The sequence below is a fragment of the Streptacidiphilus melanogenes genome (assembly GCF_000787835.1).
Classification (GTDB): domain Bacteria; phylum Actinomycetota; class Actinomycetes; order Streptomycetales; family Streptomycetaceae; genus Streptacidiphilus; species Streptacidiphilus melanogenes.
In genome coordinates, this window is record NZ_BBPP01000024.1 from 1 (window position 1) to 26,669 (window position 26,669).

The 26,669-nt window shown below is 71.5% G+C and carries 26 protein-coding genes; 2 read left to right on the forward strand and 24 right to left on the reverse strand.

Going from position 1 to position 26,669, the window contains the following annotated elements; translation table 11 throughout:
• The 15 genes from TR49_RS23585 to proS form a co-directional block, all read right to left on the reverse strand.
• Positions 1 to 248: magnesium chelatase domain-containing protein (locus TR49_RS23585; protein ID WP_042384857.1), on the reverse strand; the 248-nt coding region annotated here is incomplete at its 3' end.
• Between the two features lies 1 nt (position 249).
• Entirely contained in the window at positions 250 to 633 is a 384-nt protein-coding gene (locus TR49_RS23590; protein WP_042384859.1) for a YraN family protein, read from the reverse strand.
• Between the two features lie 134 nt (positions 634 to 767).
• A complete protein-coding gene (locus tag TR49_RS23595; protein ID WP_042373970.1) occupies positions 768 to 1,100 on the reverse strand; it encodes a DUF2469 domain-containing protein in 333 nt (110 codons plus the stop codon).
• Positions 1,101 to 1,143: 43 nt separating this feature from the next.
• Entirely contained in the window at positions 1,144 to 1,632 is a 489-nt protein-coding gene (locus TR49_RS23600) for an NUDIX hydrolase (protein ID WP_042384860.1), read from the reverse strand.
• 112 nt (positions 1,633 to 1,744) lie between these two features.
• Positions 1,745 to 2,476, reverse strand: a complete 732-nt coding sequence (gene lepB / locus TR49_RS23605) for a signal peptidase I (RefSeq protein ID WP_042384862.1) — start codon at positions 2,474 to 2,476, stop codon at positions 1,745 to 1,747.
• 124 nt (positions 2,477 to 2,600) lie between these two features.
• The gene (gene lepB / locus TR49_RS23610) at positions 2,601 to 3,680 is read right to left on the reverse strand and encodes a signal peptidase I (RefSeq protein WP_042384864.1); all 1,080 of its coding nucleotides are present in this window, start codon (positions 3,678 to 3,680) and stop codon (positions 2,601 to 2,603) included.
• Positions 3,681 to 3,771: 91 nt separating this feature from the next.
• Complete coding sequence (gene lepB / locus TR49_RS23615; RefSeq protein ID WP_084725325.1) at positions 3,772 to 4,680, reverse strand: signal peptidase I; 909 nt, start codon at positions 4,678 to 4,680, stop codon at positions 3,772 to 3,774.
• The gene (gene lepB / locus TR49_RS23620) at positions 4,664 to 5,428 is read right to left on the reverse strand and encodes a signal peptidase I (protein WP_042384867.1); all 765 of its coding nucleotides are present in this window, start codon (positions 5,426 to 5,428) and stop codon (positions 4,664 to 4,666) included. Before lepB (TR49_RS23620) ends, lepB (TR49_RS23615) begins: the two co-directional genes overlap by 17 nt.
• 77 nt (positions 5,429 to 5,505) lie before the next feature.
• Positions 5,506 to 5,856 carry a 50S ribosomal protein L19 gene (rplS, locus tag TR49_RS23625; protein WP_042384871.1) on the reverse strand — a complete coding sequence of 117 codons (351 nt, stop codon included), beginning with the start codon at positions 5,854 to 5,856 and terminating at the stop codon, positions 5,506 to 5,508.
• Positions 5,857 to 6,012: 156 nt separating this feature from the next.
• Positions 6,013 to 6,834, reverse strand: coding sequence for a tRNA (guanosine(37)-N1)-methyltransferase TrmD (trmD, locus tag TR49_RS23630; RefSeq protein WP_042384873.1), 822 nt, complete (start codon positions 6,832 to 6,834; stop codon positions 6,013 to 6,015).
• Positions 6,834 to 7,439, reverse strand: coding sequence for a ribosome maturation factor RimM (gene rimM, locus TR49_RS23635; RefSeq protein WP_042384875.1), 606 nt, complete (start codon positions 7,437 to 7,439; stop codon positions 6,834 to 6,836). The genes trmD and rimM overlap by 1 nt, the downstream gene beginning before the upstream one ends.
• A 95-nt stretch (positions 7,440 to 7,534) precedes the next feature.
• Positions 7,535 to 7,774 carry an RNA-binding protein gene (locus TR49_RS23640; RefSeq protein ID WP_042373980.1) on the reverse strand — a complete coding sequence of 80 codons (240 nt, stop codon included), beginning with the start codon at positions 7,772 to 7,774 and terminating at the stop codon, positions 7,535 to 7,537.
• 2 nt (positions 7,775 to 7,776) lie between these two features.
• Positions 7,777 to 8,214, reverse strand: a complete 438-nt coding sequence (gene rpsP / locus TR49_RS23645; RefSeq protein ID WP_042373981.1) for a 30S ribosomal protein S16 — start codon at positions 8,212 to 8,214, stop codon at positions 7,777 to 7,779.
• A gap of 407 nt (positions 8,215 to 8,621) precedes the next feature.
• Positions 8,622 to 9,221, reverse strand: coding sequence for a hypothetical protein (locus TR49_RS23650; protein WP_042384878.1), 600 nt, complete (start codon positions 9,219 to 9,221; stop codon positions 8,622 to 8,624).
• 280 nt (positions 9,222 to 9,501) lie between these two features.
• Positions 9,502 to 10,914 (reverse strand): proline--tRNA ligase, encoded by a 1,413-nt coding sequence (gene proS, locus TR49_RS23655; protein WP_042384881.1) that lies wholly within the window; start codon positions 10,912 to 10,914, stop codon positions 9,502 to 9,504.
• 164 nt (positions 10,915 to 11,078) lie between these two features.
• On the opposite strand from proS, the gene TR49_RS23660 reads away from it, so the two are divergent.
• On the forward strand, positions 11,079 to 11,888 hold the full coding sequence (locus tag TR49_RS23660) for a class I SAM-dependent methyltransferase (protein WP_042384884.1): 810 nt from the start codon (positions 11,079 to 11,081) through the stop codon (positions 11,886 to 11,888).
• Positions 11,889 to 12,095: 207 nt separating this feature from the next.
• Here TR49_RS23660 and ftsH read toward each other — a convergent pair whose 3' ends face one another.
• The 7 genes from ftsH to nsdA form a co-directional block, all read right to left on the reverse strand.
• The gene (gene ftsH, locus TR49_RS23665; protein WP_042384886.1) at positions 12,096 to 14,021 is read right to left on the reverse strand and encodes an ATP-dependent zinc metalloprotease FtsH; all 1,926 of its coding nucleotides are present in this window, start codon (positions 14,019 to 14,021) and stop codon (positions 12,096 to 12,098) included.
• A 20-nt stretch (positions 14,022 to 14,041) separates the two neighbouring features.
• Positions 14,042 to 14,578, reverse strand: a complete 537-nt coding sequence (locus TR49_RS23670; RefSeq protein ID WP_042384887.1) for a GNAT family N-acetyltransferase — start codon at positions 14,576 to 14,578, stop codon at positions 14,042 to 14,044.
• Positions 14,579 to 14,645: 67 nt separating this feature from the next.
• A complete protein-coding gene (gene ffh / locus TR49_RS23675) occupies positions 14,646 to 16,199 on the reverse strand; it encodes a signal recognition particle protein (protein ID WP_042384890.1) in 1,554 nt (517 codons plus the stop codon).
• Positions 16,200 to 16,403: 204 nt separating this feature from the next.
• Positions 16,404 to 18,911, reverse strand: coding sequence for a [protein-PII] uridylyltransferase (locus TR49_RS23680; RefSeq protein ID WP_084725327.1), 2,508 nt, complete (start codon positions 18,909 to 18,911; stop codon positions 16,404 to 16,406).
• Between the two features lie 60 nt (positions 18,912 to 18,971).
• Entirely contained in the window at positions 18,972 to 19,310 is a 339-nt protein-coding gene (locus TR49_RS23685) for a P-II family nitrogen regulator (protein WP_042373992.1), read from the reverse strand.
• Between the two features lies 1 nt (position 19,311).
• Positions 19,312 to 20,670: an ammonium transporter gene (locus TR49_RS23690; RefSeq protein WP_042384895.1), complete on the reverse strand. Its 1,359-nt coding sequence runs from the start codon at positions 20,668 to 20,670 to the stop codon at positions 19,312 to 19,314.
• A 321-nt stretch (positions 20,671 to 20,991) separates the two neighbouring features.
• Positions 20,992 to 22,452 carry a transcriptional repressor NsdA gene (gene nsdA / locus TR49_RS23695; protein WP_042384897.1) on the reverse strand — a complete coding sequence of 487 codons (1,461 nt, stop codon included), beginning with the start codon at positions 22,450 to 22,452 and terminating at the stop codon, positions 20,992 to 20,994.
• Positions 22,453 to 22,905: 453 nt separating this feature from the next.
• Between nsdA and TR49_RS23705 the strand changes: the two genes are divergently transcribed.
• Positions 22,906 to 23,421 (forward strand): bifunctional DNA primase/polymerase, encoded by a 516-nt coding sequence (locus TR49_RS23705; protein ID WP_042384903.1) that lies wholly within the window; start codon positions 22,906 to 22,908, stop codon positions 23,419 to 23,421.
• Positions 23,422 to 23,514: 93 nt separating this feature from the next.
• Here the strand turns inward: TR49_RS23705 and ftsY are convergent, their stop codons facing one another.
• Both ftsY and TR49_RS40860 read right to left on the reverse strand, forming a co-directional pair.
• Positions 23,515 to 24,717: a signal recognition particle-docking protein FtsY gene (gene ftsY / locus TR49_RS23710; protein ID WP_042384907.1), complete on the reverse strand. Its 1,203-nt coding sequence runs from the start codon at positions 24,715 to 24,717 to the stop codon at positions 23,515 to 23,517.
• Between the two features lie 31 nt (positions 24,718 to 24,748).
• Positions 24,749 to 26,669 (reverse strand): AAA family ATPase (locus TR49_RS40860; protein WP_152627430.1); only part of this gene is annotated, 1,921 nt, incomplete at its 5' end.

Genomic DNA, 26,669 nt, shown 5'->3' on the forward strand with positions numbered 1-26,669 from the left:
AGGTCGAAACCGGAGCCGGACTTCGGCACCGAGGCGGGCGAGAGGCCGACGGTGAGCTTGCGCAGCGGCCACTTCTCGCCGCTGTTCACGACGGCCGCGCGCACCCGGTCCCGGGACTCGTTGACGGCCTTGTCCGGCAACCCCACGATCGTGAACGCGGCGAGGCCCGGCTCGATGTCGGCCTGGACCTCCACCACGACGCCGTCCACGCCCAGGAGTGCGACGGAGCCGGTGCGGGCGAAGGCCATCTCAGGCCACCGCCCCACGCAGGTGCGTCACCCGGGCCGGGCCCCGGCGGCCGTGCACGACGCCGATCAGATCGATCCGGACGCCGCCCGGGGGCGGCGGCCCCGACCACCGCTCCGTGAGCCAGCGCTCCGCGAGCCCGGCCAGCCTGGTCGCCTTGACCTCGTCGATGGCCTCGGCCGGGCACTGCGGGCCGTTCTCGGTGCGGGTCTTCACCTCGCAGACGGCCAGCACCGCGCCGTCGGGCTGCGGGTCGAGCGCGACGATGTCCAGCTCACCGGCGCGGCAGCGCCAGTTGCGGTCCAGGATGCGCAGCCCGGTCGACTCCAGGTGCCGAACGGCGGCGCGCTCTCCGTAGGCTCCGAGCGCCTGGGTACGTGCGGTCATCGGGGATCACCTCCGCGCAGCAGCCTTCCGCTGCGCGGAGCGCGAATCCAACGGCCCGAGCGAACCTGTGGACAACCCCCGGGTGTGGACAACCCGGCCACCCGCAAGAGGGACGCCAGGGGCAGGAGGCAGGCTCAGTGGCCCCCGCCGAAGCCCGCGTCGTCCTGCGGGAGCTCCAGATCGCTCTTGGCGAGCTCCTCCACGTTCACGTCCTTGAAGGTGAGCACCCTTACCTGCCGCACGAAACGCGCCGGCCGGTACATGTCCCAGACCCACGCGTCCGCCATCGTGACCTCGAAGAACACCTCGCCCTGGAGCGAGTGGACCTTGAGCTCGTAGTCGTTGGTCAGGTAGAAGCGGCGCTCGGTCTCGATGACGTACTTGAACAGACCGACGACGTCCCGGTACTCCCGGTAGAGCTTGAGCTCCATCTCGGTCTCGTACTTCTCGAGATCCTCGGCACTCATCCCTACGTTCCCCTCAGCTGTGCGTACGTCCAACCATTGTGGACTACAGGCGTGGCCCGGTGAGCCTGACCGGGCGGGCCGGCGGGCCTTTCCGCAGGACCTGGCCGAGGAGCTTCGCCAGTGCGTTCGGATAGATCGTCTCGCGGGTGGCGTTCAGCTCGTCCAGGGTCCACCAGCGCAGCTCGTCCGTGCTGCGCAGCTCCAGCTCGGTCTGACCCGAGGCGTCGGTCTCCACGGTGTCCGTCCGGGCCAGGTAGTACCACTCGTCCTGGGCGTACATCCGGCCGTCGAACTCGAACTCGGTCGCCCGGGTGGCCAGCAGCGCGCCGAGTCGGGCGTCGCGGATGCCGGTCTCCTCGGCGATCTCGCGGTGCGCCGCGTCGGCGAGCTCCTCTCCGTCCTCGACGCCGCCGCCCGGGGTGAACCACCACTGGCGGCCGCGCTCCTGCGGGTCGAAGCCGTGCAGCAGCAGGATCCGGTCCTGCGGATCGAGCAGCAGGACGCGCGCCGCCCGGCGCCGCTTGGGTCCCATCAGCCGCCGTCCCCCTTCCACCATCGAGCCGGTCACCGTCGGTCGGCCGCCGTCGAGCCGGCCGGCGTCGGGCGGGCCTCACGTCGGACGCCCGACCGGCGCCCTCGCGGGTTCAGGCCCCGCGCGTACGCCGACGGCCCACTATGCCAGCGACGGTACCCGCCCCCGCGGTGATCAACACCAGCGCGCCGCCGCCGACCGCCGCGTAGGCGGCCAGACCCAGCGGTCCGTGGTCGGTCGCGGCACGGCCGCCGGGCAGCGCGTCGAAGACGCCGGTGCGGTCGACGGTGTGGACGGACCCGACCGGGAAGACGACGCCCTCGACGCGTCCGAGCACGGACGAGGCAGGGACGGTGCCGTCGAGCTGGTCGAGGTGGACGCGGGAGTCCTCCGAGATGGCGCGGTTGTCGCCCATCAGCCAGAGCCGTCCGGCCGGGACGACCGCGGAGAACTGCTCGTCGGCGGGGCCGGCCCGGCCGACGGTCGGGTTCTCGTCGAGGTAGGTCTCGGCGAGCGGGGTGCCGTTGACGGTGACCCGGCCCTGGGCGTCGCAGCACTTCACGTGGTCACCGCCGATGCCGATCACTCGCTTGACCATGGCCGTGTTGCCCCACTGGGCGTCCTTGAAGACGACGATGTCACCGCGCCCGATGTCGCCGCCGGAGACCTTCTCGGCCAGCACCGTCTGACCGGCCATGATCGTCGGCTCCATCGAGCCGGTCGGCACCGCGTAAGGGCGGTACTGGAAGGCGATCAGTGCGAAGCCGCCGATCATGGCCACCAGGCCGATCCCGATGCCCAGAGCCTGGATCACCGCGCCCGCCGTGGGCTTCCGTCCCGCCATCTGGTGCCGCTCCCGCTCTCCGCCGCCGCAGTTCAAGAGGCGCACACGACGGGGGCCGCGGCGCGTCCGAGCAGATTACTCGGCAGTACCACGGCCCCCGCAAGAGCTGGAGGAAATCCGGCGGCTACTTCTGGCGCAGCTTGCGCCGCCGGTTCAGCCAGGTGATCGGGACGGCGGCGGCGAGGCCGACCACGCCCGGGGAGCCCGCCGCGAAGGCCAGCGCCTGGTTGTTGATGCCCGGCTGGGAGAAGGTGTCCGGGATCGGCAGGGTCTTCCAGTGGGAGATCGGCCAGGCCACGACGATCGCACGGCCGATGACCTTGCTGTCCGGCACCGAGCCGCCGCCCGGCTCGTCCGCGTGGTAGCGGGAGTCGAGCGAGTCCTGGCGGTGGTCACCCATCACGTAGATGGAGTTCGCCGGGACCTTGAAGGTGGGGATGTTCTTGTCGCCGCACGCGGTGCTGCCCGGGTAGAGGTACGGCTCGTTCAGCGCCTTGCCGTTGACGTAGACCGGGCCGGTGCCCTTGCAGCTGATGGTGTCACCGCCGACCGCGATGACGCGCTTGATCAGGTCCTTCTCGTTGACCGAGGGCATCAGGCCGATCCAGGACATCACGTCCTGGAAGCCGCGGACGAAGCCGTTGCTGCTCGGCTGCTCGCCCGGCTCTCCGGCGAGCCAGTCGCTCGGGTCGTGGAAGACCACGACCTCACCGCGCGAGGGCTTGGAGCCGAAGTTCGGCGTCAGCTTGTCCACCAGCACGCGGTCGCCGACCTGGAGGGTGTTCTCCATCGAGCCGGAGGGGATCGAGAAAGCCTGCACCAGGAAGGTCTTGATCAGCAGCGCGAGCACGAGCGCGACGACGATGAGGATCGGCAGCTCCTTCCAGAAGGAGCGCTGCTTCTTGGCGGCCTTCTTGCCCGTGCCGGCCCGCCGGGCGCGGCCGCCCCGGCCGGCCGGGTCGTCGGGGTCGTCAGCCGCGCCCGCACCACCCGCGCCGTGTCCGGCACTGCCGAGGAAGTCATCGTCCTCGGAGAGGTTCGGCGTCGAACTCCCCGCCTGGTCACCCATATTCTTCGCAGCCTCGCTCTTCTCCTCGGCGGCTTCCCCGCGCCGTGCCTTGTCGTCCACGGACCCTACGGTACGGCGGCTGGAGTCCTCGGGCTCGCCGACACCGTCACGGGCACCGATCACCACGTCCCCCACGTCGCCTCCTCAGCTGACTCGTGGACGGCGCCCGTCCACGCAACTCACTACCACCAGGCCCACCCGCGCTGCCACCGGGCCCCACGACACCTCACGCGCGGTGGCGGCGACGTGCGCGCCGCACCCCGGGCGCAGCCGCGACCACACCCATAACGATCGGGAGTTCCGTAGGAACCGGGGAGAGTGGCCCCGCCGAGGAAACTTGACGAACACTTTGCTGGCCGCCCGGCAGGGTCCGCCAGCGAGAGATCGGCCACACGATCGCGACGGCTCGTCCGACCACGTCTTTCTCCGGTACGAAGCCGCCGCCGGGTTCGTTCATGTGATACCGGGAGTCGGCCGAGATGTCGCGATGGTCACCCATCACCCACAACTCCCCCGGCGGCACGGTCACCTTGAAGGGAATCCGCGAGGGCGCGTTGCCGGCGAAGAGGTAAGGCTCGTCGATCTCGTGGCCGTTGACCACGATCCTCCCGTCGGAGCCGCAGCACATCACGGTGTCGCCCGGCACGCCGATGACGCGCTTGATCAGGTCGCGATCGGACGGGAGCAGGCCGAGGAAGGTGAAGGTGTTCTTGAGCGCGCCGACCACCGGGCCCGAGGTGGGCACCGGATCGTTCTTCAGCCAGTCGCTCGGGTCGTTGAAGACGACGACGTCGCCGCGCTGCGGGGTCCAGCCGAACCACGGCGAGAGCTTGTCCACGGCCACGCGGTCGCCGATCGCAATGGTGTTCTGCATCGACCCGGAGGGGATCGAGAAGACCTGGACCAGGAAGGTCTGCAGCAGCAGCGTGATCACCAGCGCGACGCCGATGACCAGCGGCACCTCGCGGACCAGTGAGCGCTGCCGACGCCGCTTGGCGCGCCGTGCGCTGCGGCGCCGCTCCGCACGGCCGCGCCCGGCCCGGGAGCCCTCGGCCGAGAACACGTCCTCGTCGTACGCGGAGGCCCCTCGCGCGGACGCCCCGGAGGCGCCGCGCGGTCTACCCCTGGTGCCCACGGCCCTCGCCTCCCGCGCTCGTGATCGCGCGGTCCAGCGCGGCGAAGACCTGCGGACGGTCCAGCGAACGCCAGTGACCCACGGGGGCGATCACCCACTCCGCGCGCCCGATGACCCGGCTGACCGGCACGAAGCCGCCGCCCGGGTCGCCCAGGTGGGCACGCGAGTCGGCGGAGACCGCCCGGTTGTCGCCCAGCACGAACAGCTCGCCCACCGGCACCTGCACCGCGAAGGGGAAGGAGGAAGGGGCCACGCCCGGGTAGAGGTAGGAGCTCTCGTCGAGCTCGACGCCGTCGACGGTGATCCGGCCGTGGGCGTCGCAGCAGGTGACCGTGTCGCCGCCGACCCCGATGACGCGCTTGACGAAGTCGTCCCCGGAGGCGTCCGAGGTGTCCTGGGTCTCGGTGTCGATGAAGGAGCCGCGGCCGTCGAAGACGACGACGTCGCCGCGCTGCGGCGTGCCGCCGAAGTCGTAGGAGAGCTTGTTGACGAGCACCCGGTCACCGACCGACAGTGCGTTCTCCATGGATCCCGAGGGGATCGTGAACGGCTGCACGACGAAACGGTTCAGCAGCACCAGTACGAGCACGCAGACGGCGATCAGCCCGAGCAGTTCCCGAAAGCCGCGGGACCGGATCAACCCGGAGACGCGCGGAACGCCGAAGGACCGCGACGGCGCCTCGGTCCCCTCGTCGTCGACGGGGGACGGAGCGCTGTCGCGGTCCTCGGGAAGCTGCTGCGTTTCCATGGCGGGAGCAGCCTAAGCCATCAGACTGTGCCGCACGGGAACGCTCTGCTCTTTGGGCCGGAACCCTGCGCGGGAGCTCAGCTCTCGCGCTTCTCCTTGATCTTCGCGGCCTTGCCGCGCAGGTCGCGCAGGTAGTACAGCTTGGCGCGACGGACCGAACCGCGGGTCACGACCTCGATCTTCTCGACGATCGGGGTGTGCACCGGGAAGGTGCGCTCGACGCCGACGTTGAAGGAGACCTTGCGGACCGTGAAGGTCTCGCGGACGCCCGCGCCCTGGCGGCGGATGACGACACCCTTGAACTGCTGGATGCGGGAGCGGTTGCCCTCGATGACGCGAACGTGGACGTTCACGGTGTCACCGGCGCGGAAGGTCGGGATGTCAGACCGGACCGACGCGGAGTCGATCTCGTTGATCAGGTTGGCCATGATCTCTCCATCACGAGCGCCACAGGCCGCCCGCGGAAATTCGTCTGTAGATGAGGTGCTGTGTGTCCACCGGTTCCCGTCGTCCCCCCTGTGGCAGAGGCGGCGGTCCTGTGCGCGGCGCGGCGGCCGCTGCGGCCGGAGACAGGCAGCAAGGGGTCATTCTGCCACGTGGTCCGGGTTCCGAAGAAATCGGCCGCTCGACTCGTCCCACCAGACGCCGAGACCGGCCAGCGCCTTGAGGTCGTGCTTGTCCATGTCCTCGCGCCGCCAGCGGGCGACCAGGTCGGGCCGGTGGGCGAGGGTCCGGGCGAAGGCCTGCTCACGGCGCCAGCGCGCGATCTTGCCGTGGTGGCCGCTGAGCAGCACCTCGGGCACCTCACGGCCGCGCCACTCGGCGGGCTTGGTGTAGACGGGCCCCTCCAGCAGGTCCGCCATCCTCCCGGGCGCGAAGGAGTCGTCCTGGTGCGACTCGGCGTTGCCCAGCACCCCGGGCAGCAGTCGGGCCACGGCCTCGACGATGACCAGCACCGCGACCTCGCCGCCGGCGAGCACGTAGTCGCCGATGGAGACCTCGACGACCGGCATCCGGTCGGCGGCGTCCTCGATGACGCGACGGTCGATGCCCTCGTAGCGGGCAGGCGCGAAGGCGAGCCACGGCTCGGCGGCCAACTGCTGGGCCAGCTCCTGGGTGAAGGGCCGCCCGCTCGGCGTGGGGACGACCAGTGTGGGCACCGCGCCCTCGCCAGGACCGGAGGCGACGACCGCGTCCAGCGCCTCCGACCACGGCTCGGGCTTCATCACCATGCCGGGGCCGCCGCCGTACGGGGTGTCGTCCACGGTGCGGTGGATGTCGTGGGTGAACTCACGCAGCTCGTGCAGGCGCACGTCCAGCTGCCCGCGGGCGCGGGCCTTGCCGACGAGGGAGAGGTCGAGCGGGGCGAGGTACTCGGGGAAGATCGTGACGACGTCGATGCGCATCAGGCGTCGGCCCCGCCGCTCTTCTCGTTTTCGCCGGAATTCTCGTCCTCGCCGGAATCGGCGGCCTCCTCGCGGGAGGAGGCGACGACCGCGTCAGCGGCGTCGATCAGGCCCGGCGGCGGGGTGATGACGGCGCGCTGCGCCTCCAGGTCGATCTCCGGGACGATCTCGCTGACGAACGGGACCAGCACCTCGGTGCCGTCCGGACGGACGACGGTCAGCAGGTCCTGGTAGGGCAGGTGCAGCACCTCGGTCAGCTGACCGACGACGGTGCCGTCGGTCAGGACCACGTCGAGGCCGACCAGCTGGTGGTCGTAGTACTCGTCCGGGTCCTCGGGGCTGTCCTCGGGGTCGATCTCGGCGATGAGCAGCGTGCCGCGCAGCGCCTCGGCGCCGTTGCGGTCGGTCACGCCCTCGAAGCGCAGCAGCAGCCGACCGCTGTGGACCTTGCCGGAGGCGACGGTCAGCGGACCGGCGGAGCCCGGGTCGGTCATCAGCACGGCGCCGGGGCCGAGCCGCAGCTCGGGCTCGTCGGTGCGCACCTCCACGGTGACGTCGCCCTTGATCCCGTGGGCGCGGCCGATCCGGCCGACGATCAGCTGCACTGTTGCGGGTCTCCTTCACGTACTACACGACAAAAAACGGACCGGCTGGGATCAAGGATCCCAGCCGGTCCGCAGAGGTGCCTCTCAGCAGCCCGTCAGCGGGCGCTGTCCACGTCGACCAGGTCGACGCGGACACTGCGACCGCCGAGGGCGGTGACCACGGTGCGCAGCGCACGTGCCGTGCGCCCACCGCGGCCGATGACCTTGCCCAGGTCCTCGGGGTGCACGCGCACCTCAAGGACCCGGCCCCGGCGGAGCTCACGCGAGCGGACCTGGACGTCGTCCGGGTTCTCGACGATGCCCTTCACCAGATGCTCGAGGGCTTCCTCCAGCATGCTCAGGCCTCGGCGGAAGCGTCGGACTCGGCGGCGGCCTCGTCCTTCTTCTCCGTCTTCTTCGCCTTCGGGGTGATGGCGACACCGGTGGTCGAGTCCTCGAAGCCGGCGACGGCCTTGGCGAAGAGGTGCGAGAAGTCGGTGGTCTTCGGCTCGGCGACCTTCAGCGGCGCCGGGGCCTCGAGACCCTTGAACTTCTGCCAGTCACCGGTGAGCTTCAGGATGGCGAGCACGGCCTCGGTCGGCTGCGCGCCGACACCCAGCCAGTACTGCGCACGGTCGCTGTCGACCTCGATGATCGAGGGGTCGTAGGTCGGCTGGTAGATGCCGATCTCCTCGATCGCACGACCGTCACGCTTGGTGCGCGAGTCGGCGACGACGATGCGGTAGTGCGGGGAGCGAATCTTGCCGAGACGCTTCAGCTTGATCTTGACTGCCACGGGAGTGGTTTCTCCTGGTTTTGACGTGGTTGAGCAGCCGCGCATTCCACGTGGGGTTGCGGCTGCTGGCTGCTCGACGGACACGTCAGCCGGAGGAGAGAGGGGTCCTGCTCGGCTGCCGAGTACTCAGCTGTCCATTCTGCCATATCGGCGCAGGCGGCCTTGCCACGGCCGGACGAGCGGCCGTGCACCGGACCGCCGCGACTCGCGTCACGGCGGGCGGGCGCGCCGCCCGGGCGTGCGGGGGCCCGTGCGGGCATGCCGCTTCCGGGCATGCGGCTTCGCCGCGTGTCGGCGCAGCCGACTTCACCACATGGGCGCCCCCGCGCGCCCATGCGTCCCGCACCCCCTGCGCCACGCGGCCCGTGTTCCGCGTGGCCGGACGGTGCAACCGCCCGCCGGTGAGGTCAGCGGCGGGCGCGAGGCTCGGAGATCTGGAAGGTCTCCCCGCAGTTGCCGCAGACGATCGGCGCCTGGGACAGCACGGAGGGGACCACCCGAACATTGCGCCCGCAGCCGCAGACGGCCTTGACGCGGACACCGCCCCCGGAGGAGCCGTGCCGCGTCGCGGGACCGCGGAAGGTGCGCGACCGGTCCACCACACCGCTGGTCGCGGCGGCATGGTCACCGAGCGCGCGCTGCAGGCGCTCAATCGTTTCCGCATAGCGCTCGCGGGTCTCCGGCCGCATGGTGACCAAGGAGAATCCGGAGCTCGGATGAGGGTCGGCGTTGTGGTCCAGACCGAGCTCGTCGGCGAGGGCCAGGAAGCGCCGGTTGTGGTAGCGCCCGGCCCGGGAGGTGTCCCGGATGCCGCGCGCGGCGGCGAGGCCGTGTGCGGCCTCGTGCAACAGCCGCTCGAAACCGAGCTCGGTGCCGCAGGCCGAGGAGGACTCCCCGATCAGCGACTCCGGAGCCGCAAGATTCGGCAGGTCGGAGTGGAAGCGCTGGATGTCGCCCCAGGCGACGGCCAGCTCAGCGGCGAGAACAAGAGGTTGTGTCGTGCTCACGCAACGCAAACGAGGAAGGTTCCCGGGATGTTCCGCAGAATCGGGAATTGTTGAAGGCTTTATTTTTCCGTGACCTGGACCACATCCGTCGGCAACCAGCGCGCGAATGGGCAGAGATTGGCCATCTTCCGTTCTGGGAAAGCAAGTTGACCAGACGGACCGGGCCGGTCCGGGCACTCTCGAAGGAGAGCGCCGGACCGGCCCGGCTACGACGATCGGCGGAGCCTCGTCCTCACACTTCGGACGAGTCCGACGAGTCGGACGTGTATCAGGTTGTGGATCAGTAGGAGCGGGCCACGACCGCGATGTTGCCCGGCTGGTCGTCGGCGGCCGGCACCGAGCCGTCCTCGGCGACGAGGCAGCGGACGGTGACGCCCTGCTCGGCCAGCTTGGCCTCGCCCTCCGGGCCGAGCTCCGCCCAGGAGATACGGCCGAAGCCGGTCGCGGCGGCCTCGACGGCCTCGTCGAGGGTCTTCACGTCCACCGTGCGGGCCAGGCGGCGCTCACGCGTCTGCTGCAGCAGCAGCTCCTGGTCCTCCTCGAGGATCGTCGGCACCAGGGCGGCGAGCGCGTCGGCGCTCACCGGCTCCTTACCGCCCGCGATACGGCGGACCAGCATGGCCGTACCGTTCTCCAGGTCGCGCGGACCCACCTCGATGCGCACCGGGACGCCCTTGAGCTCCCAGTCCACCGCGCGGCGGCCGAACGGCGTGTCGGTCTTGTCGTCGACGACCACGCGGACCCCCGCGGCCTCGAGCTGGGCGCCGATCTCGCGGACCTTGGCCAGCACGGCCTCGTCGCCCTTGATCGCCAGCACGACCGCCTGGACGGCGGCGAGCCGCGGCGGGACGCGGAGACCGCTGTCGTCGCCGTGGGACATGATCAGCGCGCCGACCATGCGGGTGGTGGAGCCCCAGGAGGTCTGCCAGACGAACTCGCGCTCGCCCTCGCCCTTGAGGTAGGTGGTGTTGAACGCCTTGGCGAAGTTCTGGCCCAGCTCGTGGCTGGTGCACATCTGCAGCGCCTTGCCGTCGCCCATCATCGCCTCGTGGGTGAGGGTGTTGATGGCGCCCGCGAACCGCTCCTTGGCCGTCTTGCGTCCCGGGATGGTGTCGATGGCCAGGATGTTGCGCATGAAGTCGCCGTAGACGTCCTTGTGGATCAGCGCGGCGAAGTCACGGGCGTCCTCGAAGGTGGCGTGCGCGGTGTGACCCTCCTGCCAGAGGAACTCGGTGGTGCGCAGGAACAGGCGCGGACGCAGCTCCCAGCGGACCACGTTGGCCCACTGGTTGATCAGCAGGGGCAGGTCGCGGTGGCTCTGGACCCACTTCGAGAAGTACTCGTTGATGATCGTCTCGGAGGTGGGCCGGACGACGACCGGCTCCTCGAGCTCCTTGCCGCCGCCGTGGGTGACCACGGCCAGCTCCGGCGCGAAGCCCTCGACGTGCTCGGCCTCCTTGGTCAGGTAGGACTGCGGGATGAAGAGCGGGAAGTACGCGTTCTGCGTGCCCGTCTTCTTGATCCGCGTGTCCATCTCCGACTGCATCCGCTCCCACAGCCCGTAGGCGTACGGTCGGATGACCATGGTGCCGCGCACCGGACCGTTGTCGGCCAGCTCGGCCTTGTTGATCAGATCCTGGTACCAGCGCGGGAAGTCCTCCGCCTGGGGGGTGAGAATGGGAGCCTTTGCCATGGGGCGAATGGTACGGCCCGGAAAGGCTCCGGCTCCAATCTGTTCCCTCGCCTGATACGCGGGAAGGGGGGCCGTTCGGGCTCTGGACGGCGGGCGGATCCCGCGCTTGATTGGAGAGCAGACGCCCGGCCGCACGCGGTGAGCCCGAGATGAGGAGCCGTCCCATGGACTCTGCGCATACGACTCGGCCCACGGCTCGTACCGAGACCGAGACCGGGGCCACGGACCGGACCGCCGCCCGGCAGCGGGCGCGGGACTGGGCGGAGATCCAGGAGCGGATGCTCGTGCCGCTGTACGAGGCGGTCTACTCCCGCCTGGACGTCGGGCCGGCCACCTCGGTCCTGGGCCTGGGCTGTCGCAGCGGGCTCGCCCTGCTGCTGGCCGCCGCGCGCGGCGCCGACGTCGTGGGGCTCGAGCCCGAGGCGGAGCTGCGGGAGATCGCACAGGACCGTTCGCTGCGGGTCCTCACGGACGTCTACCGCGAGCTGTCGTCCGGCCGCCCGGGGACGCACACCCTGGTCACGGCGTTCGAGCACCTCTCCTGCGCGGCCGATCCGCGCGCCCTGGTCCACGACGCCGCCCGGCTCACCGCGCGCGGCGGTCACGTCGCCCTGGCGGTCTGGGGTCCCGAGGAGCGGTGCGAGAGCGCATCCGTCCTGGACGTCGCCCGCCGCCACGGCGGCTACGACGCGTTCGCGCTGGCCGCTCCGGGCGCGGTGGACTCCCTGATCGCCGACGCTGGTCTGCGCCCGGCCGGCGGCGGCCGCGTCCGCTGCCCGTACGCCTACCCGGACCTCGACAGCGCGCTGCGCGGGCTGGTCTCGACGGGCGTCTTCGACTCGGCGCGGGAGTTCGCGGGCGAGCGCCAGGTCGAGAAGGAGTTGCGCGAGGCGCTGTTTCCGTGGACCCGGGAGGACGGGTCGGTGCGGATGGAGAACGTCTTCCGCTACGCGCTGGCCGAGAGGGTTCGGTAGGCATCCAGGAGGCTGCACATCGGGGGGCGCGAGCTCTGCCGACATGCGGCTCCTCCCCCGGCCTCCGGCGGGGAGGTGCCCCCGGACCGGGCGCGAGCAACATCCATCGGGGCCCGGCCGAAGGCTGGAGGAGGGTGGCCCCACGCGTTCGGCGTGCCACGTGGGTGAGATGGGGGCACATGAGCAGAGCCTCGGGCCCCCTGCCGGCTACGCGCCGTCGTCGGCGCCTCCGCGGATGCCTGCGATGCGGTAGGCGTCGTCCTCGTCGAGGGTCTCGTGTTCCATCAGCGCGTTCGCCAGCGCGTCCAGCTGCGGGCGGTGGGCGACCAGCTTGCGGCAGGCCTCGTCGTAGCACTCCGAGACGATCCGCCGGGCCTCCTCGTCCACCACGTCGAGGGTGCTGGGCGCGGCCGCCAGGCCGTACGCGCCCTGGGAGTCGTTCGGGATCGCCGTCAGCCGGCCGACGCGCTCGCTCATGCCCCAGCGGCCCGCCATGCCGCGGGCGAGGTTGGTGACCTGCTCGAGGTCGCTCTCCGCGCCCGTGGTGATGACGCCGTAGACGACGTGCTCGGCGGCCATGCCGCCCAGCGCGCCGATGATGCGGCCGCGCAGGTACTCCTCGGTGTAGGAGTACCGGTCCGCCTCCGGCGTCGAGAGCGTGACGCCGAGGGCGCGCCCGCGCGGCACGATGGTGATCTTGCGGACCGGGTCCGCGCCTGGTTGCAGCATGCCGAGAAGCGCGTGGCCCGACTCGTGGTACGCCGTGCGCAGCCGGTCGGCGTCCGGCATGACCAGTGCGCGGACGGCGCCCAGCTGGACCTTCTCCAGCGCCTCGGAGAAGTCGCGCGCCGAGACCTCGTCGTCCTTGCGCTTGACCGCGAGCAGCGCCGCCTCGTTGGCCAGGTTGGCGAGCTCCGCGCCGGTCATGCCCGGGGTGGTCTTGGCGACCTGCTCCAGGTCGACGTCGGCGGCGAGCGGCTTGTCCCGGGTGTGGATCTTCAGGATCGCCTCGCGTCCGCTGCGGTCCGGCGGGCTGACCATGACCGTGCGGTCGAAGCGGCCGGGCCGCAGCAGCGCCGGGTCCAGCACGTCCGAGCGGTTGGTGGCGGCGAGGACGACGACGCCCTCGGCGCCGGAGAACCCGTCCATCTCGGTGAGGATCTGGTTGAGCGTCTGCTCGCGCTCGTCGTGGCCGCCCATGGAGTTGCCGCCGCCGCGGGCGCGGCCGATGGTGTCGATCTCGTCGATGAAGACGATCGCGGGCGCGACCTTGCGCGCCTCCGCGAAGAGCTCGCGCACCCGGGACGCGCCCACGCCGACGATCATCTCGATGAACTCGGAGGCGGAGGCGGAGAAGAACGGCACGTTCGCCTCCCCCGCGACGGCGCGGGCCAGCAGCGTCTTCCCGGTGCCGGGAGGGCCCGCCAGCAGCACGCCGCGCGGCATCTTCGCGCCGAGCCTGCGGTACGCCTCCGGGCGGCGCAGGAAGTCGACGACCTCGGTGAGCTCGCTCTTGACCTCGTCGATGCCGGCCACGTCGTCGAAGGTGGTGCGCTTGGCGCCGGGCGGCAGCTCGACCGGCTTCGGCGGCGCCTTGCGGGCCAGCCCGCCCATGCCGCCGCCCGCGGCCATCCGGCGGGCGAGGAGGATCCAGACGAGGATCAGCAGCAGCATCGGCGCCAGCGAGATCAGCAGGTTGGCGAGGAAACTGCGTTCCTTGACCACCGGTTCGGCGTCGACCTTGACGTTCTGCGACGTCAGTTCGCCCCAGAGGTTGTCGTTCGCGAAGACGGGACGGGTGGTGGTGAAGTTCTGGTAGGTCTGCTTGCTGTTGTTCGGGTCCGGCTGGGCGCTCTTGAGCTTGCCCTCGATCGAGTCGCCCTTGGCGTAGATCTCGGAGACCTGACCGGCGTTCAACTGCTTGGTGAACTCGGTGTACGGGACGTTGAGCTTGTCTCCGGCGCCGAAGACGTTGAGCAGCAGGTCGACGAGGAGGAAGACGACCACCGCCGTGAGGATCATGCTGAGCCAGCTGCCCCGCGGGGTCTTCCGCGGCGGCTGCGGCGGGGGCGGCGCGCCCTCCGAACGCCACAGCTTGTCGGGATCCTCGCGAGGCGGCACAGGGCTGGTCACTCTTGCGACAATACGGACATTCAGGATGCGTCGCCAGCACCCGCGCCGGGCCACTCCTCCATGGTCAGCGCGTACCGCTCATGGTCCCGCCAGGCGTTCTGCAGGAACAGCATGCGCGGCGAAAAGCCCTCCAGACGGAAGCCCAGCCGCTTGGCCATCGCGGCCGACGGCCCGTTCTCCGGCTGCACGTTGATCTCCAGCCGGTGCAGGCCCAACCCGCCGGCCGTCTGCGGGCGGAAGCAGGCACCGACCACGAGCCGCATGCCCTCGGTCATCCGACCGGTGCCGTTGTAGGGCAGGTAGGAGTTGTATCCCAGGGACGCGTTCTGGAACCGGCCCCGCACGATGTTCGACACGTTGCAGGTGCCGACGAGCCCACCGTCCTCGGTGTCGAAGACCAGGAACGTCCGCAGCGCGTCCCCCTGACGCCGCACCATGTCCGGCAGGGCGTCCGGCTCGACAGGGTTCCACCGGCCGATGTGCTCCGCCGAGCGGGTGACGGCCTCGTAGTACGCGGCGGCGTCGGAGAGTTGGGGGAAACGGATCTCTACACGCATGCGGCAACCATAACCATGCGGGGGCGCGGGGAACCGTGTTCCCCGCGCCCCCGCATGGTGCGACCGACTACAGCAGGTCCTTGAACTCCTTGGGGAGCTCGAAGTCCGACGGGCCCTGGCCCGGGCCCAGGCCGAACGCGCCACCCGCCTGGGGCGCGCCGTCGGCCTTCTTCTGCGCCGACTGCTGCGCCTCCTGCTGGCGCTTGAGCGGGTTGCCGCTCTGGCGGCGGCCCTTGGCCGCCTTCTGCTGCTTGGGCTTGCGCGACGCGCCGCCGCCCATGCCCGGCATGCCCGGCATCCCGGGGATGCCCTTGCCGCCGGCCATCGCGGACATCATCTTGCGGGCCTCGAAGAACCGCTCGACCAGGCTGCTGACCTCGGAGACGTGGACGCCGGAACCCTTGGCGATTCGGGCACGCCGCGAGCCGTTGATGAGCTTCGGGTCGTCGCGCTCGGCCTGCGTCATCGACTTGATGATCGCGCCCACCCGGGCGACGTCCTTGTCGTCGATGTTGTTGATCTGGTCCCGCATCTGCGCCATGCCGGGGAGCATGCCGAGCAGCTTGGTGATCGAGCCCATCTTGGAGACCTGCTCCAGCTGGGCCAGGAAGTCGCCGAGGCCGAACTCCTTGCCGCCCTTGCTGGCGAGCTTCGCGTGGACCTTGGCGGCCTCCTCCTGGGAGAAGGTCTTCTCGGCCTGCTCGATCAGGGAGAGGACGTCGCCCATGCCCAGGATGCGCGAGGCCATCCGGTCCGGGTGGAACGCGTCGAAGTCCTCGAGCTTCTCGCCGTTGGACGCGAACATGATCTGGCGGCCGGTGACGTGCGCCACCGACAGGGCCGCACCACCGCGGGCGTCGCCGTCGAGCTTGGACAGCACGACACCGGTGAAGTCGACGCCCTCGAGGAAGGCCTGCGCGGTGGTGACCGCGTCCTGACCGATCATGGCGTCGACGACGAAGAGGACCTCGTCCGGGTTGATCGCGGCGCGGATGTCCGCGGCCTGCTGCATCAGCTCGGCGTCGATGCCCAGACGACCGGCGGTGTCGACGATGACCACGTCGTACTGCTTGTTCTTGGCGTAGTCGATCGAGTCCCTGGCGACCTTGACCGGGTCGCCGACGCCGTTGCCGGGCTCGGGTGCGAAGATCGCGACGCCCGCGCGCTCGGCCATGACGCCGAGCTGGGTCACCGCGTTCGGGCGCTGGAGGTCACAGGCGACCAGCAGCGGGGTGTGCTTCTGGTCCTTCAGCCACTTGGCGAGCTTTCCGGCCAGGGTGGTCTTACCGGCGCCCTGGAGACCGGCCAGCATGATGACCGTCGGACCGGTCTTGGCGTAGCGCAGGCGGCGGGTCTCACCACCGAGGATGCTGATGAGCTCCTCGTTGACGATCTTGATGACCTGCTGGGCGGGGTTCAGCGCCGCGGAGACCTCGGCGCCGGTCGCGCGCTCCTTGATCCGGGAGATGAAGGCGCGCACCGCCGGCAGGGCGACGTCCGCCTCCAGCAGGGCGATGCGGATTTCGCGGGCGGTGGCGTCGATGTCCGCCTCGGAGAGGCGGCCCTTGCCCCGGAGGTTCTTGAACGTCGCTGCGAGGCGGTCGGAAAGGGTGTCGAACACGTCGGTCGCGGGTCCTCGTGACTCGGGGGCTGATACAGATTCGCCTTCCAGGGTATCCGGCCGCCCGACGGTCCTGGGAACGCACCCGGAAGCCGCCCCGTACGAAGGCACCGCGCGCATGCCTGTACGCGGCCGTACCGGGAGGTCACCGGCACAGGCGTAGGCCGCCGGGCTTTCGGCAGCCCTCCGCCGCGACCGGCAGGATCAGGCCAGCAAGGCCCGTTCCACCGAGCGCGCCAGCTCCGCCGCCGCCGCGTCCGAGAGCGGCCGACCGGCCGCGTCGGTGAGGTAGAAGGCGTCGACCGCGTCCGCGCCGAGGGTGGAGATGCGGGCCCGGTGGACTCGGACGCCCGTGCCCTCCAGCGCGCGGCCGATCCGGTGCAGCAGGCCAGGCGCGTCGTGTGCGCGGACCTCCAGCACCGTCGCGGAGGCGCTGCTGCCGGGCGCCACGGTCACCCGCGGCGGCGGGGCGACGTGGCCGCGACGCCGCGGCGACGCGGCGTCCCGCTCGGCCAGCCGCCGGGTGACGTCCAGGCCGCCGTCCAGGGCGCGGCGGATGTCCGCGCGCAGCCGGGCGGCCTCCGGGACGTCGCCGAACTCCGCGGCGACCTTCCAGGTCAGCACCAGGACCGGGCCCGCCCCGATCGGGTCCAGCTCACGGATCGCCGCGGTGCGGACGGTCAGCCGGTGCAGGGCGAGGACGCCCGCGACCGTGGGCAGCACGTCGGGGCGGTCCGGCAGCGCGAGGGTCAGCTCCACGCCCATCGGCTCGAACTGCTGCTGTGCAGCTCCGCCGCGTGAGCCGTCGCCCTCCCCGCCCTCCGCCTCCGCGCGCACGGAGAGCGCGGGGCCCGCCGTGCGGGCCGCCTCCACGGCGAGCCGCTCCTCCTCCGCCGTCGCCTCCGTCGCGCTGTCCTGCGGCGCACCGTCTCCGGCCAGCGCCGCCGTGGCGCGCCGGACCAGGTCGGCGACGAGCGTGGCACGCCAGCTGCTCCACGCGGCCGGGCCGGTGGCCAGCGCGTCGGCCTCGGTGAGGGCGTGCAGCAGCTCCAGGACGCCGACGGTGCCGACCGCGTCCGTGATCGCGGCGATGGTCGCGGGGTCCTCCGGGTCGCGGCGCATCGCCGTCTCCACCAGCAGCAGGTGGTGGCGGACCAGCAGCGCAAGGGTCTCCACGTCCCGCTTGGGGAAGCCGATACGCGCGGCCACGTCGCGGGTGATCACCTCACCGGCCTCCGAGTGGTCGCCGGGCCAGCCCTTGCCGATGTCGTGCAGGAAGGCGGCGACGAGCAGCAGATCCGGGCGGGCGACCCGACGGGTCATCGCGGCGGCGCGCGCGGCCGTCTCGACCAGGTGCCGGTCGACGGTCCAGCGGTGCACGGCGTTGCGCTGCGGGCGGCAGCGGACCCGCTCCCAGTCCGGCAGCAGCCGGGTGACCAGGTCCTCGGCCTCCAGCGCCTCCCAGACCGGGATCGCGTTCTCCCCCGCGCCGAGCAGCGTGATCAGCTGCTCGCGGGCCTCGTCCGGCCACGGCACCGGCAACGGCCTGGTCTCCGCGGCCAGGCGACGCACGGTGCTCAGCGACAGCGGCAGGCCGGCCTGGGCGGCGGCGGCCGCGGCGCGCAGCGGCAGCACCGGGTCCTGGCCGGGACGGGCGGGCGCGGCGAGCACCGCCTCGCCCTCCATCTCCACCACGCCCTCGGCCAGCGGCCGCCGCTCCACGGGGCCACGGGCGGCGGTCCCGCCGCCGAAGCCGAACCTGCGGCGACCGGTGCGGCCGCTGCGGGCACGCAGCACCCGTTCCACCTCGCGCCAGGTGACGTCGGCGGCGTAGGCGATCACCCGGGCCGACGCGTAGACCTGGCGCAGCAGGATGTCCGCGTCGAGCAGGCCGAGGTCGGCTGCGACGGCGTCCTGCTCCTGCAGGCTGAGCCGGTCCGTGGCCCGGCCGGTGACCAGGTGCAGCGCGTCGCGGACGTCGCGCAGCCGCGTCGCCGCGTCGGCCAGGCCGGCGCGGGGGGCGTCGGCGATCCAGGAGGCGGCGACGGCGTCGAGCGCGGTGACGTCGCGCAGGCCGCCGCGGGCCTCCTTCAGGTCCGGTTCCAGCAGGAAGGCCAGCTCGCCCTGACGCTCCGCGCGCTCCCGGGAGAGCTGCAGCAACTCGGGCAGCCGGGTGGACGCGGTGGCGCGCCAGTCCGCCAGCACGGCGGAGCGCAGCGAGGCCGTGAGCGCCGGGTCGCCCGCGACATGGCGGGCGTCGAGCAGGCCGAGCTGGGCCTTCAGGTCCTCGGCCGCCACCTTGCGGGCCTGGCCGAGGTCGCGCACGGAGTGGTCGAGCGCCACCCCTTGGTCCCAGATGGGGTACCAGAGCCGCTCGGCCAGCGCAGGGACCGCCGAGGCGCGGGCGCCGCCGTCGTGGAGCAGCAGCACGTCCAGATCGCTGCGCGGGGAGAGCTCGCCGCGGCCGTAGCCGCCGACCGCGACGAGCGCGACCCCGTCGCCGGGAGTGCCCTGGAGCGCATCGGTCAGCAGACCCTGGAGCCAACGGTCCGTCAGCTGTGACAGCGCCGTCCGCCGGGCGGCGCCGGTGCGGCCGTCCTCCCGCAGCAACGCGAGCCGCGCCGCGGCGTATCCCGTCTCGGCCGCCTGCCGCTCGGCCTGCTGGTCCGTCACGTCTCTTCTCCGTCCGGAGTGCCGACCCGCGAAACACATACGGCGGGGCGGACTCGCCACCCTCCTCGGTCGCGAGCCCGCCTCACCAGCTCCTGCTGCCTACAGCGCGTCCGGTCCGCGCTCGCCCGTGCGGACCCGCACGGCGGTCTCGACCGGGACGCTCCAGACCTTGCCGTCACCAATCTTGCCGGTCCGGGCCGACTTGACGATGACCTCGATGACGCTGTCGGCGTCGTCGTCCTCGGCCAGCACCTCGATGCGGACCTTCGGCACGAGGTCGACGGTGTACTCCGCGCCCCGGTAGACCTCGGTGTGGCCGCGCTGGCGGCCGTAGCCGCTGGCCTCGGTGACGGTCAGGCCGTGGACGCCGAAGGACTGCAGGGCCTCCTTGACGTCGTCCAGGCGGTGCGGCTTGATCACGGCAGTGATGATCTTCATCTCAGGCATCGACCTTCGTCTCGGCGGGGCTGTCGGCTGCGGTCTTCTTGGCCGCCGACGCTGGGGGCGTCGAGGGCGCCGACGTGGAGAAGGCCTTGGACAGGGCCGCACCCACCGCGCTGAAGTCGTAGGCCGACTCGGCGTGCTCGGCCTGGTCGATGCCGGCGATCTCGACCTCCTCGGAGACCCGGAAGCCCATCGTCTTCTGGATGACCGTGCCGATGATCCAGGCCAGGACGAAGGAGTAGGCGCCGACCGCGCCCACGCCGATCGCCTGCTTGCCCAACTGGGCGAAGCCGCCGCCGTAGAAGAGACCCTTCGCCGCGGAGCCGCCGCCACCGGTGGCCAGCAGGCCGATCAGCAGCGCGCCGACCGCACCGCCGACCGCGTGGACGCCCACGACGTCGAGCGAGTCGTCGAAGCCGAGCTTGTACTTGAGGCTGATCGCCCAGGCGCAGAGCACGCCACAGACCAGGCCGAGCAGGATCGAGCCCAGCGGGCTGATGTAGGCACAGGCCGGGGTGATGCCGACCAGACCGGCGACCGCGCCGGACGCGGCGCCGAGGGTGGTGAACGCTCCGTGCTTGATCCGCTCGAAGATCAGCCAGCCGACCATCGCGGAGGCGGTGGCGACCTGGGTGTTGGTGAAGGCGAGGCCCGCCAGTCCGTTCGCCGCGAGCGCGGAGCCGGCGTTGAAGCCGAACCAGCCGAACCAGAGGAGACCGGAGCCGAGCATCACCAGCGGCAGGCTGTGCGGACGCATCGGGTCCTTCTTGAAGCCGACCCGCTTGCCCAGCACCAGCGCGAGGGCCAGGCCCGCGATACCGGCGTTGAGGTGGACCGCCGTGCCGCCGGCGAAGTCCAGCGCGCCGACGTGGTCGACCAGCCAGCCGCCCTTGCCGCCGTCGGTGTAGAAGACCCAGTGGGCGACCGGGAAGTAGACGACGGTGACCCAGAAGGCGATGAAAACGGCCCAGGCGCTGAACTTCGCCCGGTCCGCGATCGCACCGGAGATCAGTGCGGGCGTGATCACCGCGAACATCAGCTGGAACATCGAGAATGCGAACACCGGAATGGTTCCGGACAGCTGGTTCATTCCGATGTGGCGCAAACCGAGCATCGAGAAGTCGCCGATGAGGCCGTGGAAGGAATCAGGGCCGAAAGCGATCGAAAAGCCGAAGAGCACCCACAGCACTGTGACGATGCCGAGCGCGATGAAGCTCATGGCCAGCATGTTCAGAGCGCTCTTGACCCGGACCATGCCGCCGTAGAAGAACGCGAGGCCCGGGGTCATCAGCATGACCAGTGCCGCGCTTATGAGTACGAATGCGGTGTCTCCGCCGCTGAAGCCGCTGGGCATCGGCGTCTCCTCGATTGTCGGGCCGCTTCGATCCCGGGTATCCCGTCCCGTGCCCCCGGGGTTCGTCGGCTGATGCTGAGGAGATTGACGCAGGCCGGTTTCCGCAGATGCCCGCTGTTGTTTCGCAGGAGTGACGAAGCTGACGCCGGTGTTACGCCCGGATGAACGGGCGCTCACCGAAAACCGGCCGCGAGAACCGTCCTGATGACCTGGCGTGGGGGGGCCGAGTCGGGTGAAGGGGGACGGCGCTCGCGGCCGGAGAACAATCCGCTTTCGCGGCGAATGTGCAGCTCAGGAGGTACGTACCGGAATCCTGCGGACTCAGGCGCTGTTCTTGTTGGCCAGGTTGTCGGGCAGCGTCTGGTCGATCTGCTCGCGCAGCCGCCGCACGCTGGGCACGTCCTTGAACTCCCGCTGGGCCGCCTCGGTCGTCTTGCGCAGCCGCGTATTGACACGTTCAGAACGAATCCGCGCGGCGATCTCCATGGCCTGCTCGGCGGTGGCGACCGCCGCCTCGGGCTCCCGGTTGAGCACGTGGACGCTGGCCATGCCGATCAGGTTGAGGGCGTAGGAGCGCTTGTGGCCCGGATCGTCCGAGAAGAGCCGCACGGCCTCGCCGATCTCGGGCTCCGCCTGCAGCGCGTACACCTGGCTGCGGCCGGTGTGGTAGCAGAGATCGCGGTACGAGTGGCCGTTCTCAGCGTGGAGCTCGGCCTCGGAGAAGAAGCCCAACCAGTCCGGGATCGGGTCGCTCCGGCCGGCCTCGTCGAAGCAGTCCTCGGCGTGCCGGGCGGCGCGGTAGCACTTGCCGGCCTCGCCGAGGTTGGCGTAGGCGCGGGCCTCCATGGCGTGCATGAGCGCGAGTTGGCGCGAACTCGCCGTGTCGCGGGAGCCGTACTGAGCCAGGTGGATCAGCTCCAGCGCGTCCCCGGGGCGGTTCAGGTGGATCATCTGGCGGCACATGTCCGTCAGGATCAGCCCGCCGAAGGGCCGGTCCCCCGCCTCCTTGGCGGCGTGCAGCGCCAGCACGTAGTACTTCTGCGCGCTCGGGTGCATGCCCACGTCGTAGGACATCCAGCCCGCCAGGTGGGCGAGTTGGGCGGTGGTCTGGAACAGGCGCTGGGTGGTCTGCGGGCTGTAGCTCTCCTGGAGCAGGTCGCAGACCTCGTGCAGCTGGCCGACGACGGCCTTGCGTCGCAGGCCGCCGCCGTTCTGCGCGTCCCACTGACGGAACATCATGACCGTGGACTCGAGCAGGTCGAGCTCGGGGCCGGAGAGACGGCCGGTGACCGGCTCGCCCTCCCGGGCGGCGGCGAGCACCGGGGTGGGCCGGCCGTGCGCGTTCGGGGTGAGCCAGCGCTGCATCGGCTCGATGAGGGCGGAACCGGCCGTGAGCGCGAGGGAAGTGCCAAGGAATCCGCGGCGGTTGAGCATCAGATCGCTGCGGGAGTACTCGGAGATGAGCTGGACGGTCTGCTCGCCGCCCCACGGCAGGTCGATGCCGGACCCGGGGGTCAGCGGAGCGACCGCCTTGAGGCCGAGATCCTCCACCGGGACGGGCGAGCCGAACCGGTCGGAGAAGAGCTCGGAGAGGATCTTCGGAATCGGCTCACGCGGCTGTTCGCCGTCGAGCCAGCGCCGCACCCGTGAGGTGTCGGTGCTGATGTGCGCTGCGCCCATCTGGCGTGCGCGGCGGTTGACCTGACGGGCCAACTCGCCCTTGGACCACCCGCTGCGAACAAACCACGCGGTCAGCTTGTCGTTGGGTTGCTTGTCGCCCACCGGAACGCCCCCATCCCGGGCTCGCGGCCGTCAGTTTGCTTGAGAGCGGGACGAGTTGGCATCGATAAACCGACGGTGCCAGTGGCATACCCGCTGACGTGCTCATGTCGCGCTGGGTTCTCCGACCCTGCATCAGGAACGTAGCGCGATTTGCGCCGACCGGGGGAGCTTGTGCGGAGAAACGCCACCTTTCGCCACCCCTACGAGTGAACTTCCCGTGACTCACTCGCGCTTCACTGGTGGACAGGACGTTCACCGCCGTTCTCCGACGCCTGGTAGACGCCGGGCCCGAGGGCCCCGAAGGAGCCGGTCCTGAACCGGAACTCCTGGGTTATTGAGTAGCACACCATCCGAACCACCGTCTGCCGTGCCCGAATTGTGCGGGCGCGAACGCCGTGGGCCTGCGCCCCGTAACCAAGGTCTCCCCCGATCGGTTGGAGGTGAGTGGACTTGATGAGCACAGACTCCCTGTTCGGCGACAGCTGGCTCCGGGTTCAGCGGCGCCGGGTCAGGCTGACCCGGACCGAGGCCGCCGCGGAGTACCACTCACGCTGGGGCTGGGCCGCGGAGTTGGACGGCACGGCCGTCCAACTGCTCACCGGCCAGGCCTTCGACGTCCTCGACGTCCCCGAGCCGGCCGGCTGCCTGGCGCTGGTCCGGCTGGAGCGCATGGGCATCCGCCCCGGCCCCGTCCTCGCGGCCCAGGGCCGCGGGTACTTCTTCGTCGCGCCCCAGACCGCGTCGCGCCTCCCCGAGCTGCTCTACCGCACGGGCTGGGACGACGCCGAGCTCGACCTGCTCCCGCACGGCCCCGGCTCCCGCGTCCCGGCCCCGCCCTCCCCCGGCGCGCGCTGGCTCCGCCCCCCGACGGACGACAACGCCGCCCGGCTACCCGATCCGAAGCTGCTGCTCGGCACCCTCGCCTACGCCAGCCATCGCCGCGCCCCGGAGCTTGCCGGACGGCGCTGAGCCCGGCGCGCCGGTCGCACGGCGACGAAGAAGCCGCCGCCCGCGGGTGCGGGCGGCGGCTTCGGAGTCCTTCGTGGCGGGTACTGCGGCGGGTCAGCCCAGCAGGGCGTCGACGAACGCGCCGGGCTCGAACGGCGCCAGGTCGTCCGCACCCTCGCCGAGGCCGATGAGCTTGACCGGGACGCCCAGCTGGCGCTGGACCGAGACGACGATGCCGCCCTTGGCGGTGCCGTCGAGCTTGGTCAGCACGATGCCGGTGATGTCCACGACCTCCGCGAAGACCTTTGCCTGGACCAGGCCGTTCTGGCCCGTCGTGGCGTCCAGGACCAGCAGCACCTCGTCGACCGGGCCGTGCTTCTCGACGACGCGCTTCACCTTGCCGAGCTCGTCCATCAGGCCGGTCTTGGTGTGCAGGCGGCCGGCGGTGTCGACGAGGACGGTGTCCGCTCCCTCGGCGATGCCCTCCTTGACCGCGTCGAAGGCGACGGACGCCGGGTCGCCGGCCTCCGGGCCGCGGACGGTGCGGGCGCCGACGCGCTCACCCCAGGTCTGCAGCTGGTCGGCGGCGGCCGCGCGGAAGGTGTCGGCCGCGCCGAGAACGACCGTGTGGCCGTCGGCGACCAGCACACGGGCCAGCTTGCCGCTGGTGGTGGTCTTGCCGACGCCGTTGACGCCGACGACCAGCAGGACGGCCGGTCGGGCCGGGGTCTCCTCGTCGTGGCGGGCGACGTGCAGCGTGCGGTCGAGCGAGGGGTCGATCAGCGCGACGAGCTCCTCGCGCAGCAGGCCGCGCAGCTCGTCCGGGGTGCGGGTGCCGAGCACCTTCACCCGGGTGCGCAGCCGCTCGACCAGCTCCTGGGTCGGCTGGACGCCGACGTCCGCGGTGAGCAGCAGCTCCTCGATCTCCTCCCAGGTGTCCTCGTCGAGGCGGTCCCGGGAGAGCAGCGAGAGCAGGCCCTTGCCCAGGGTGTTCTGCGAGCGCGCCAGGCGCGAGCGCAGCCGGATCAGGCGGCCGGCGGTCGGCTCGGGCACCTCCAGCTCGGGGGCCGCCTCGGCCTGCGCGGGGAGGACGACCTCCTCGACGGTGCGCCGTTCCTCGGGCGCACTGACCGCGGCATCCTCGCCGACCTGCGGCTCGGCCGGCGGCTGGACGGTCGTCGGGGCGGCTGGCTTGGAGATCTGCGGCTGCGCCTTGGGGGCGGGCAGCTGCTTGCGCCGTCGACCGGTGACGACGAGACCAGCGGCCGCCGAAACGGCGACCACAGCGATGACTACAGCAAGAATGACGGTTTCCATGACCCTCCCAGTATCGGGTACGCGCCGGGCCCTACTCGGAAACCGCCTCCGGCTCGTCCAGGCGGCGCAGCTGACGCGGGGGCTTGCGAGGTTCGTCACGCAGCCGCTGGCTGATCACCTGGGAGATGCCGTCGCCCCGCATCGATACGCCGTAGAGCGCGTCGGCACACTCCATCGTCAGCTTCTGGTGCGTGATCACGATCAGCTGCGAGTTGTCGCGCAGCTCCTCCATGATCGCGATCAGCCGGCGCAGGTTGGTCTCGTCCAGCGCGGCCTCGACCTCGTCCATCACGTAGAACGGGCTCGGGCGCGCCTTGAAGATCGAGACCAGCAGCGCGACGGCGGTCAGGGAGCGCTCGCCGCCGGAGAGGAGGGAGAGCCGCTTGACCTTCTTGCCCGGCGGGCGGGCTTCCACCTCGACACCGGTGGTCAGCATGTTCTCCGGGTCGGTGAGGATGAGCCGACCCTCGCCGCCCGGGAAGAGCCGGGAGAAGACGCCCTCGAACTCGCGCGCGGTGTCGTGGTACGCGGAGGTGAACACCTGCTCGACCCGCTCGTCGACCTCCTTGACGACGGTCAGCAGGTCACGGCGGGTGGTCTTGAGGTCCTCCAGCTGCTCGGAGAGGAACTGGTGGCGTTCCTCGAGCGCGGCGAACTCCTCCAGCGCGAGCGGGTTGACCTTGCCGAGCTGGGTGTAGGCCTTCTCCGCGGCCTTCAGTCGCTTCTCCTGCTCGGCGCGGACGTACGGGCGCGGCTTCGCGTCCTCGGCCGGCTCCTCGCCCTCGGCGGGCAGCGGCGGCGGGACGGGCTGGTCCGGGCCGTACTCGCCGAGCAGGGCGTCGGACTCGATGCCGTGCTCCTCCAGCGCCTTGCTCTCCAGCTGCTCCATCCGCATCCGCTTCTCGGCGCGGAGCACCTCGTCGCGGTGGACGGAATCGGTCAGCTTGTCGAGCTCGGCCTTGAGTTCGCGGCTGCGGACGCGCTCGCGCGTCAGCTCCGCCTCGCGGACGGACCGCTCCTGCTCGGCGGCGGCCTTGTCGGCGGCGGCCGCGGCGAGGGAGTGCTCGATGTGCGCAAGCAGCTGGCGGGCGCCCTCGGCGACGGCGCTCGCGACCTGCGCCTCGTGAGCCGCGCGAGCGGCCCGCGCGGCGGCGCGGGCCCGGGCCTCGCGCTCGGCGCGGGCGGCGCGGTCGAGACCGTCGGCACGGCCCGCGAGCCCTCGCACCCGCTCCTCGTGCGTGCGCACGGACAGCCGGGCCTCCATCTCGGCGGCGCGGGTCCTGGTGGCCTCGGCGTCGAGCCGGTCCCGCTTCCCGCTGTCCGGCTCCTCGTCGGCGGGCAGCTCCTCCGCGACCAGCAGCCGCTCCTCGAGCTCGGCGAGCTCCATCGCGGCCTGCTCCTGCGCGTCCGCCGCCTTCGCGGCGGCCGCCGCCAGACGCTCCGCCTCACCGGCGGCCCCGCGCGCCTGCCCCGCCAGCCGTCCGACCTGCTGGGCGACGGCCGCCTTCTCCTTCTCCGCGGCGCGCCGCACGACGGCGATCTCCTCGACCCGGGCGGCGAGTTCCTTGCGCGCCAAGGTCGCCTGCTCGAGTTCCGCCCGCAGCGCGATCCGCTGTCCGGCGAGCGCCTCCAGCCCGGCTTCGGCCTCGTCGACGGCCGCCTGCGTCTCCAGCACGCTCGGCGCCCCGGCGGACCCGCCGTACGCGTAGGCCGCACCGAGCACGTCCCCCTCGGCGGTCACGGCCACCACGTCGGGCCGGACACTCACCACGGCCTCCGCCTCGGCGAGCCCGTCCACGACGACATACCCACGCAGCAACGCCCGCGCGGCCCCGACCAGCTCTCCCGGCCCTGACACCAGCTCAGCCGCCCACACGGCCCCGCCGGGCAGCCCTGCCCCACCGGGCGCGCCCACATCCACAAGCCCCGCCCCGGCGGATCCGGCACCCCCC